The 9,356-nt window shown below is 62.9% G+C and carries 10 protein-coding genes and 1 tRNA gene; 5 read left to right on the forward strand and 6 right to left on the reverse strand.

All coding sequences use genetic code 11. From position 1 onward, the window contains the following. Positions 1–7: 7 nt before the first annotated feature. Both ACFQU0_RS02505 and ACFQU0_RS02510 read right to left on the reverse strand, forming a co-directional pair. Positions 8–637, reverse strand: a complete 630-nt coding sequence (locus ACFQU0_RS02505; RefSeq protein ID WP_382198533.1) for a lytic transglycosylase domain-containing protein — start codon at positions 635–637, stop codon at positions 8–10. After that, positions 634–2,379, reverse strand: coding sequence for a proline--tRNA ligase (locus tag ACFQU0_RS02510; RefSeq protein WP_382198535.1), 1,746 nt, complete (start codon positions 2,377–2,379; stop codon positions 634–636). The genes ACFQU0_RS02505 and ACFQU0_RS02510 overlap by 4 nt, the downstream gene beginning before the upstream one ends. A 124-nt stretch (positions 2,380–2,503) precedes the next feature. Here ACFQU0_RS02510 and ACFQU0_RS02515 point away from each other — a divergent pair, with 124 nt between their 5' ends. Further along, positions 2,504–3,148, forward strand: coding sequence for an RNA pyrophosphohydrolase (locus tag ACFQU0_RS02515; RefSeq protein WP_382198536.1), 645 nt, complete (start codon positions 2,504–2,506; stop codon positions 3,146–3,148). Next, positions 3,145–3,645 (forward strand): CNP1-like family protein, encoded by a 501-nt coding sequence (locus ACFQU0_RS02520; protein ID WP_382198537.1) that lies wholly within the window; start codon positions 3,145–3,147, stop codon positions 3,643–3,645. Before ACFQU0_RS02515 ends, ACFQU0_RS02520 begins: the two co-directional genes overlap by 4 nt. 14 nt (positions 3,646–3,659) lie before the next feature. On the opposite strand, the gene proB is transcribed toward ACFQU0_RS02520, so the two are convergent. From proB to rplU, 4 genes are all read right to left on the reverse strand, one after another. Then, entirely contained in the window at positions 3,660–4,772 is a 1,113-nt protein-coding gene (gene proB, locus ACFQU0_RS02525) for a glutamate 5-kinase (protein ID WP_382198551.1), read from the reverse strand. Positions 4,773–4,846: 74 nt separating this feature from the next. Continuing rightward, positions 4,847–5,911: an Obg family GTPase CgtA gene (cgtA, locus tag ACFQU0_RS02530; RefSeq protein WP_382198538.1), complete on the reverse strand. Its 1,065-nt coding sequence runs from the start codon at positions 5,909–5,911 to the stop codon at positions 4,847–4,849. A 72-nt stretch (positions 5,912–5,983) separates the two neighbouring features. Then, positions 5,984–6,241 carry a 50S ribosomal protein L27 gene (gene rpmA, locus ACFQU0_RS02535; protein WP_382198539.1) on the reverse strand — a complete coding sequence of 86 codons (258 nt, stop codon included), beginning with the start codon at positions 6,239–6,241 and terminating at the stop codon, positions 5,984–5,986. 23 nt (positions 6,242–6,264) lie between these two features. After that, on the reverse strand, positions 6,265–6,576 hold the full coding sequence (rplU, locus tag ACFQU0_RS02540) for a 50S ribosomal protein L21 (protein WP_382198540.1): 312 nt from the start codon (positions 6,574–6,576) through the stop codon (positions 6,265–6,267). A gap of 245 nt (positions 6,577–6,821) precedes the next feature. Here rplU and ACFQU0_RS02545 point away from each other — a divergent pair, with 245 nt between their 5' ends. From ACFQU0_RS02545 to ACFQU0_RS02555, 3 genes are all read left to right on the forward strand, one after another. Then, positions 6,822–7,751: a polyprenyl synthetase family protein gene (locus ACFQU0_RS02545; RefSeq protein WP_382198552.1), complete on the forward strand. Its 930-nt coding sequence runs from the start codon at positions 6,822–6,824 to the stop codon at positions 7,749–7,751. A 16-nt stretch (positions 7,752–7,767) separates the two neighbouring features. Next, positions 7,768–7,844, forward strand: a tRNA-Pro gene (locus tag ACFQU0_RS02550). Between the two features lie 206 nt (positions 7,845–8,050). Then, entirely contained in the window at positions 8,051–9,289 is a 1,239-nt protein-coding gene (locus ACFQU0_RS02555) for a tyrosine-type recombinase/integrase (RefSeq protein ID WP_382198541.1), read from the forward strand. The last annotated feature ends 67 nt before the right edge of the window (positions 9,290–9,356 follow it).

The raw sequence follows: 9,356 nt of genomic DNA on the forward strand, positions 1-9,356 counted from the left end.
GCCGCCGTCAGGCGGCCAAGACCCAGTTCTTCTGCGCGGCAAACACCGCGTTCGGGTAAGGATCGCGCCCTCGGCTGCCGTTGTAGCGGCCCAGGGCCATGAACATATCACCGCGCTCTCGGTCCAGGTAGTGGCGCAGGATCACGCAACCAAAACGCAGGTTGGTCTGCATGTGGAACAGCTTGCCGACGTCGCCATCGCCAATCAAACGCACCCAAAACGGCATGATCTGCATGTAACCCCGCGCGCCGACACTGGAAATGGCGAACTTTCGAAAGGCGCTCTCCACCTGCACCAAACCCAGTACCAGGGAAGTGTCCAAGCCCGCGCGGCGGCTTTCGTACCAGATGGTCTGCAAAAACTCCACGCGGTGCTGCAGGTCGGGCTTGCGGCGCGCCAAGCGTTCGCTCATGCGACCGAGCCAGCGCAGGTAGTCCAATCGCGCCTCGGTTGTATGAAAATCGGGCACTGGCGGTGCGCTGCTGGCGATGGCCGATGCCAGCGCGCCACGCACCGAATCAGCCAGTGGCTCTTCGAGTTGTCCGGCCGCAGTAGGCCGAGGCCAAGCACCAGCCACTGCCCACGCCGCCGCAGCGCCCAGCAGGCGGCGCCTGCCAGGGTCGCTCAGCGGCCTCATGCCTTCAAGCGGCCCTGGATCAGTGCCGCAATTTCCGCCAGCGCCACCTTGGTCGCCTCGGTATCACGCCGGTGCTGGTACTCCACCACGCCGTCCTTGAGCCCCTTGTCGCCAATGGTCACGCGGTGCGGCACACCAATCAGTTCCCAATCGGCAAACATGGCGCCAGGGCGCTCACCGCGGTCGTCCAGCAGCACGTCCACGCCGGCAGCCACCAGCTCGTCGTGCAGTTGTTCGGCCGCCTGTTTCACCGCGTCGCTGCGGTCCATGCCGATGGGGCAGATCACGACGCTGAACGGCGCGATGGCGTCGGGCCAGATGATGCCGCGCTCATCGTGGTTCTGCTCGATGGCCGCCGCCGGCAGGCGGGTCACACCGATGCCGTAGCAACCCATCTCAAACGGCTTGGGTTTGCCGTCGGTGTCCAGGAAAGTGGCGTTCATGGCCTGGCTGTATTTGGTGCCCAGGTAGAACACATGCCCCACTTCGATGCCGCGCTCAATGGCCAGCACACCCTTGCCGTCGGGCGAAGCGTCGCCCGCCACCACGTTGCGGATGTCGGCCACCAGATCGGGCTCGGGCAGGTCGCGACCCCAGTTGACGCCGGTCATGTGGAAGTCCGCCTCGTTGGCGCCGCAGATCCAGTCGGCCATCACGGCCACCTCGCGGTCGGCCACGACTTGCACGGGTTTTTTCAGGTTCAGCGGTCCCAGGTAACCGGGCTTGCAGCCGAAGTGGTCTTCGATCTCGGCCAAAGTGGCAAAACGGAATCCCATGTCCAGGCCGGGCAATTTGCCCACCTTGACTTCGTTCATGTCGTGGTCGCCGCGCAGCAGCAGCAGCCAGACCGTGCTGTTGACGATTTCATCGCGCTCGTTGATCTCGTCGGTGGCCAGCACCAGCGACTTGACCGTGGTGGACAGTGGCACACCCAGCAGTTCGGCCACGTCAGCGCAGGTGGCCTTGCCGGGGGTGGGCGTCTTGCTCAGCGGAGAAACTGCGGCCGGGCGGGGGCCAGCGGGTGCCAACGCTTCGGCCTTCTCCATGTTGGCGGCATAGTCGCTGTTCGGGCAGTAGACGATGGCGTCTTCGCCAGTCGCGGCGATGACCTGGAACTCCTCGCTCAGGTCGCCACCAATGGCGCCGCTGTCGGCCGCCACGGCGCGGTAGGTCAGGCCAAAACGGTCGAAGATGCGGCGGTAGGCCGCCGCCATCACTTGGTAGCTGGCCTGCGCGCTGTCGCGGTCGCGGTCGAAGCTGTAGGCGTCCTTCATGATGAATTCACGCCCACGCATCAGGCCAAAACGCGGCCGGCGTTCGTCGCGGAATTTGGTTTGGATCTGATAAAAGTTCTTGGGCAGTTGTTTGTAGCTGCGCAGTTCCTGGCGCGCAATGTCAGTGACCACTTCCTCGGAAGTGGGTTGCACCACAAAGTCGCGCTCGTGGCGGTCCTTGATGCGCAGCAGCTCCGGGCCCATCTTGTCGAATCGCCCGGTCTCCTGCCAGAGCTCTGCCGGTTGCACCACCGGCATGGTCAGCTCCACCGCACCCGCTCGGTTCATTTCCTCGCGCACGATTTGCTCCACCTTGCGAATCACCCGCAGGCCCATGGGCATGTAGGTGTAAATGCCGGCACCCAGCTTTTTGATCATGCCGGCACGCATCATGAGGCGGTGGCTGACCACCTCGGCGTCGGACGGGGCTTCCTTGAAGGTGGAGACAAAAAACTGCGAGGCTTTCATGTGGCGGCGTGTGGGAGAAATGCGGGAAGAGACTGAACAGAAAGGGCCGGCGGGCGGCGTGTGCGCTTCATTTCAGTTGCACAGCGGTGCATAATGAAGACAGTTCAAAAATTTGGGGTTGATTATGCTTGACAGAGAAGGCTTCAGGCCCAATGTCGGCATCATTCTGCTCAACCAGAAGAACCAGGTGTTCTGGGGGAAGCGTATCCGCACCCACTCCTGGCAGTTTCCGCAGGGTGGCATTGACCGGGGCGAAACCCCCGAGCAGGCCATGTACCGGGAGCTCCACGAGGAGGTGGGTCTGATGCCGGAGCACGTGGCGATTGTGGCCCGCACGCGGGACTGGTTGCGCTACGAAGTGCCAGACCGTTACATACGGCGCGATGCCCGTGGGCATTACAAGGGACAGAAGCAGATCTGGTATCTGCTCAGGCTGATTGGCCACGACTGGAACTTGAATCTGCGCGCCACCAACCACCCGGAATTCGATGCCTGGCGTTGGAACGACTACTGGGTGCCGCTGGACGTGGTGGTGGAGTTCAAGCGTGGCGTCTATGAGATGGCGCTGACCGAGCTTTCACGCTACCTGCCCCGCACCGATCCGCGCAACCGCTACCTTCGCGGCAACCTCCGCCATCGCGACGGCGCCGACAGCGGGCCTGTCTCCAGCCACATGGGGTTGGAGTTGCCTCCCGGCGCCAGCTTTGATCCTGATCCTCAGACCATGGCCACCCAGTCAGCACCCATCCAACAAAGGTCGGGCGGATGAGACAGCTCTGGACAGTGCCCTTGGCGCTGGGAATGGCCGTCTGCGCATTGCCCTCTCATGCGCAGTCGGTCTGGCAGGAAAACGAGGTGTCGCTGCCCGGGCCGTTGCAGCGCAGTGCACCCATCCCCTTTGACATGAGCACGCGCACCGAACTGCAATTCAGTGTGGATGCCAGCAGCATCAGCGTGGGCAGCGATCGCGTCTTGCGCTACGTGCTGGTGGCGCGCAGCAACAGCGGCGCGGAAAACATTTTGTACGAGGGCTTGCGGTGCGAAACCGGCGAGGCACGCAACTACGCGCGCTGGAACCCGTCTGAGCAACGCTGGGTGCCATACAACGGCAGCACCCCTTGGCGTCCGCTGTCGGGCGTGGCCGCATCCTTGCCAGCAGCACGCTTGGCGTACCTCGCCTTCTGCGAAGGTCGCACGCCAACCGAGCCCATGGAACGCCTGCTGGCCGACCTGCGACGAGGTGGCAAAAACGTCGGTCTGCGCTGAGTCGCCCCTGCGCCTCAGCCTTTGGTGAGCACCAGGTTGGTTCGGTGGATCATCTCAGGCTCGGCCGCGTAGCCGAGCAGTCGCTCAAACTCGGCGGAGGCGCGCCGGCAAATCAGCCGTGCCTCCGAGCTGGCGTAATTGGCCAGCCCACGCGCAATCTCCTGACCACGGGCGTCGCGCACCGCGATCACGTCACCACGCGAAAACTCACCCTCAACGCCCGTCATGCCAATGGGCAGCAGGCTCTTGCCCTCTTCCACAATTTTGGCCACCGCGCCATCGTCCACCAGCACTGCGCCGCGCAACTGCAGGTGATCGGCCATCCAGCGCTTGCGGGCCTGGCTTTTGGCGGTTTGAGCCAACAGGCAGGTGCCAATCGGCTCACCGGCGGCCAGACGCAACAGGGCATCGGGCTCGCGGCCCCACGCGATGACGGTGGAGGCGCCCGAACCGGCCGCCCGTTTGGCGGCCAGGATCTTGGTGATCATGCCCCCCTTGCCAATGCCGCTGCCGGCGCCGCCGGCCATGGCCTCCAACGCCGGGTCACCTGCACGGGCGGTGAACACGAACTGCGCCTGCGGGTTGCTGCGCGGATCGGCGGTATACAAGCCCTTCTGGTCAGTGAGGATCACCAGCGCGTCCGCCTCCACCAGGTTGGCCACCAGGGCGCCCAGGGTGTCGTTGTCACCAAACTTGATCTCGTCGTTGACGACCGTGTCGTTCTCGTTGATCACCGGCACCACGCCCAGCTGCAGCAAGGTCAGCAGCGTGGAACGGGCGTTGAGGTAGCGCTCACGGTCGGCCAGGTCGGCGTGGGTCAGCAGCACCTGCGCACTGCCAATGCCGCTCTCGCGCAACTTGGTCTCGTACATCTGCACCAGCCCCATCTGCCCCACGGCAGCAGCAGCCTGCAACTCGTTGATCTCTTTCGGGCGTGTGCTCCAACCCAGGCGCTTCATGCCCTCGGCCACCGCGCCACTGCTGACCATGATGAGCTCGCGCCCTTCCTTGACCAAAGCACTGAGCTGCACACACCACTCCCCAATGGCAGCCTCGTCCAGCCCCCGCCCTTCGTTGGTCACCAGACTGGAGCCGACCTTGACCACGATGCGCCGCGCATGGCGCAGCACAGACTCGTCCAGACGGGGCAACAGACTGCTCGATGCGGCCGCTGCCGCGCTCTCGTTTTCGACGGACATGCTCAGGACTGCTGCGGGAAACGGGGATCGACCTCCACCGAAGGCAACGCGGCCTGGCGCGTGGCGACGATGTGGTCAAAAATTTTGTGCACGAGTTGTTCGCAGCCTTCGCGGGTGAGCGCGGAAATTTCGAACACCGGGCCTTTGTGGCGCATGCGTTTGACGAAGTCCTTGACCCGCGCAGCGCGCTCGTCAGCAGGCACCATGTCCAGCTTGTTGAGGACGAGCCAACGCGGTTTCTCGTACAACGCCTTGTCGTACTTCTTCAACTCGGCCACGATGGCCTTGGCCTGCGCCACCGGGTCAATCGAATCGTCGAACGGGGCCATGTCGATCACATGCAGCAACAGGTGCGTGCGCTGCAGGTGGCGCAAGAACTGGTGGCCCAGGCCGGCCCCCTCGCTGGCCCCCGGAATCAACCCGGGCAGATCGGCGACAACAAAACTTTTCTCCGGCCCCACACGCACCACCCCCAGGTTGGGGTGCAGCGTGGTGAAAGGGTAATCGGCGATTTTGGGCCGGGCGTTGGAGATGGCGGTGATCAACGTGGACTTGCCCGCGTTGGGCATGCCCAGCAAGCCCACATCGGCCAGCACCTTGAGCTCCATCTTCAGGCTGCGTCGCTCGCCCGGCCAGCCGGGCGTCTTGTGGCGCGGCGCTCGGTTGATGGCGCTCTTGAAGCGCATGTTGCCAAAACCACCATCGCCGCCCTTGGCGATCAGGATCTGCTCACCCGGTTGCAGCAACTCAAACAGCACTTCGCCGGTTTCGGCGTCGCTGATGATGGTGCCCACAGGCATTTTCAGGACGATGTCGTCGCCCTTGACGCCAAACATGTCCGAACCCTTGCCGTGTTCGCCGCGCTGGGCTTCAAACTTGCGGGTGTAGCGGAAATCGACCAGGGTGTTGAGGTTGACGTCGGCCAGCGCGTACACGTGACCACCGCGGCCGCCGTCGCCACCGTCGGGGCCGCCAAACTCTTTGTATTTCTCGTGCCTGAAGGACGAACAACCATTGCCACCGTCACCAGCGGCAATATCGATATAGGCTTCGTCAACGAACTTCATGGCCGTATTCTAGAAAGAGAAAACACAAAAGGCCCGCAAGGCGGGCCTTTTTCGGTGACACGCCAGGGCGCGTCAGACGGGGGTGATGTTCACCACGTGGCGGTTCAGCGCGCCCTTGATGGCGAACTCAACGTGGCCATCGGCCGTGGCAAACAGGGTGTGGTCCTTGCCCACGCCGACGTTGTTGCCGGGGTGGAACTTGGTGCCGCGCTGACGAACGATGATGGAGCCTGCGCTCACCAGTTCGCCACCGAAGGCCTTGACACCCAGCATCTTTGGCTTGGAATCACGGCCGTTTCGCGTAGAGCCGCCGCCTTTTTTCTGTGCCATGTCGCTTTACTCCTGAACTTGGCTCAAGCAGCGATCGAAGCGATCTGCAGCTCGGTGAAATTTTGACGGTGACCCTGACGCTTTTGGTAGTGCTTGCGACGGCGCATCTTGAAGATACGAACCTTGTCGCCACGACCGTGCGAGAGCACCGTGACCGTAACAGTTGCGCCGGAAACCAAGGGCGTGCCCACCTTGATCTCGCTGCCGATGCCGACAGCCAGAACCTGGTCGATCACGATCTCTTGGCCCACTTCCGCAGCAATCTGTTCTACTTTAATTTTTTCGCCAGCAGCAACGCGATATTGCTTGCCACCGGTTTTTATGACCGCGTACATATGAACCTCTGAGGACGAACCTCTGCAAAAACCTGTGAAGGTATCGGCGAACGGATTTTCACCGAACTACGGATTATAGCCCACGATATTGCCCGGCGCAAACCACTCACGACCAACGGATCGCCAGCGAACGGGGCTGTGGCCGTGCTTTTTATAATCCGTGAAACATTTGCAGGCGCCCCACCTTGTCCTCCACGCCCCCCGCTTCCCAAGCAGCCCACGTGCTGACCCTGATTGCCGACGACATGCGCGCCGTGGACGACGTGATCGCCCATCGTCTTAACTCCGACGTGCCCCTGGTGGGCGAAGTGGCACGCTACATCATTTCGGCCGGCGGCAAGCGCCTGCGGCCGGCTTTGTTGCTGCTCGTGTCGGGCGCCTTGGGGCTGACAAGCCCACACCGCCACACCCTGGCCGCCGTGGTCGAATTCATCCACACCGCAACCCTGCTGCACGACGATGTGGTGGACGAGTCCACGCTGCGCCGGGGCCGGCAGACCGCCAACGAGGTGTTCGGCAACGCCACCAGCGTGTTGGTGGGCGACTTCCTCTATTCCCGCGCTTTCCAGATGATGGTGGACGTCGGTCAGATGCGCGTGATGGAGGTGCTGGCCGACGCCACCAACGTCATCGCCGAAGGCGAGGTGCTGCAGTTGATGAACATGCACGATGCCGATCTGGACGAAGCCGCCTACCTGCGCGTCATCCGGTCCAAAACAGCCAAGCTGTTCGAGGCCAGTGCCCGTCTGGCCCCGATACTGGCCGGCGCCGACAGCGCCACCGAACAACGCTGCGCCGACTACGGCCAGGCCCTGGGCACGGCTTTCCAAGTGATTGACGATGTGCTGGACTACGAAGGTCAGGCCGACGAGCTGGGAAAAAACCTGGGCGATGATCTGCGCGAGGGCAAGATGACCTTGCCGGTGATCTGGGCGTTGAAACTGGGCAACCCCGAAGAGCAGGCCATGATTCGGCACGCCATCGAACAAGGCGACGTGACCCACCTGGACACCATCGCCAACGTCATTCGCCGCACCGGCGCACTGGATCGCGCCCGGGAGGCGGCAGAATTGGAAGCCCAACGCGCCATCGCCGTCGTCAGCGGACTGCCCCAAAATACCTACCAACAAGGTTTGCTACAATTAGCGGCTGACCTGTTGACGCGCCGCACCTAGCGCTCCGGCAGCAGATCGGGGTGTAGCTTAGCCTGGTAGAGCGCTACGTTCGGGACGTAGAGGCCGGAGGTTCGAATCCTCTCACCCCGACCAGACACACAGACAAAGGCCGTTAGGAACATACACCTAGCGGCCTTTTTCTTTGGAAAATCAACGGTTTACCCTGCAACGGGGTACAAAGACCGACATTGACAGCCAGAACGACAGCAGGGAACATAACGGGGAACAAAACCCCGGTTTCCTGAAAACCGGGGAACATGCCCCGGTTTGACCGGGACACCACCCACCGGGGAACCCCCATGCTGACCGATGCCGAATGCCGCAACGCCACCTGCCCACCGGGCAAGAAGCGCGAGCGCCTGACAGACTCCGGCGGGCTGTACCTTGAGGTAAGCCCAAATGGCCGCAAACGCTGGTTTCAGAAACTCTACAAAGACGGCAAGGAAACCCGCATGGCGCTGGGCAGTTACCCGGCGGTGGGCCTGACTGCTGCGCGCAAGGAACAGAAGGCGGCAAAGCTGAAAAAGGCGGACGGCATTGACCCGGTGCAGGCGCGCAAGCTGGACAAGATCAAACAGGCCATGAGCGAAGGGGAAACTTTCGAGCATGTGGGGCGGGAGTGGTTCGGCAAGAAATCACCCCTGTGGAGTGGCCACCACCAGACCCGCGAACTGCGCAATCTGGAAAAAGACCTGTTCCCCTGGGTGGGCAAGCGGCGCATTGCTGAGATCGAGCCGGTGGAATTGTTGATGCACGTTCGCAAGGTGGAGGCGCGGGGATCGTTGGATGTGGCCCACCGGGTACTGTCCACGGCGCGGGCGGTGTTTGCCTATGCGGTGGCCACCGGCAAGGCGCAACGGAATATCGCGGTGGACCTGACCGGGGCACTGACCCCCCACCGGGGAAAACACTTCGGGGCAATCACCGACCCGGTGAAGCTGGGCGAACTGATCCGAGCGATCCGAGGTTACAAGGGCGGGTTGATCGTGCGCGCGGCGCTGCAACTGACCCCCATGCTGTTTCAGCGACCGACCGAGCTACGCGCGGCGGAGTGGTCCGAGTTCGATCTAGACGGCGCGCTGTGGACGATTCAGGCCAAGCGCATGAAGCGCAACCGGGACGGCAAGGAAAACGGCGACCCGCATTTGGTGCCCCTGCCTGCCCAGGCGGTTGCCATCCTGCGCGAGTTGCACCACCTGACCGGCGACGGCGTGTTGCTGTTCCCCGGCGAGAAATCCCGCAACATCCCAATCAGTGACAACACCCTACGGGCGGCGCTTCAGACGCTGGGCTATGGGTCCGATGTGCAGACCGTTCATGGCTTCAGAGCCACGGCGCGAACCCTGTTGGATGAAGTGTTGGAGTTCGACCCGCTGGTGATTGAGGCGCAGCTAGCCCACACGGTGAAGGATGCCAACGGGCGGGCCTACAACCGCACCACCTATCTGAAGCAACGCGCGGACATGATGCAGCGGTGGGCGGACTACCTGGACAAACTGGCCACTGGTGCCGATGTGATCGAGTTCAAGCGGGCATGATGGTTTGACGCCACGCCTAGCCATCGGCTGATCCCCGATGGTGAAAACCGGGACACCCTGACCCGGC

The sequence above is a fragment of the Hydrogenophaga defluvii genome (assembly GCF_042665235.1).
In the GTDB taxonomy this organism is placed as follows: domain Bacteria; phylum Pseudomonadota; class Gammaproteobacteria; order Burkholderiales; family Burkholderiaceae_C; genus Hydrogenophaga; species Hydrogenophaga defluvii_A.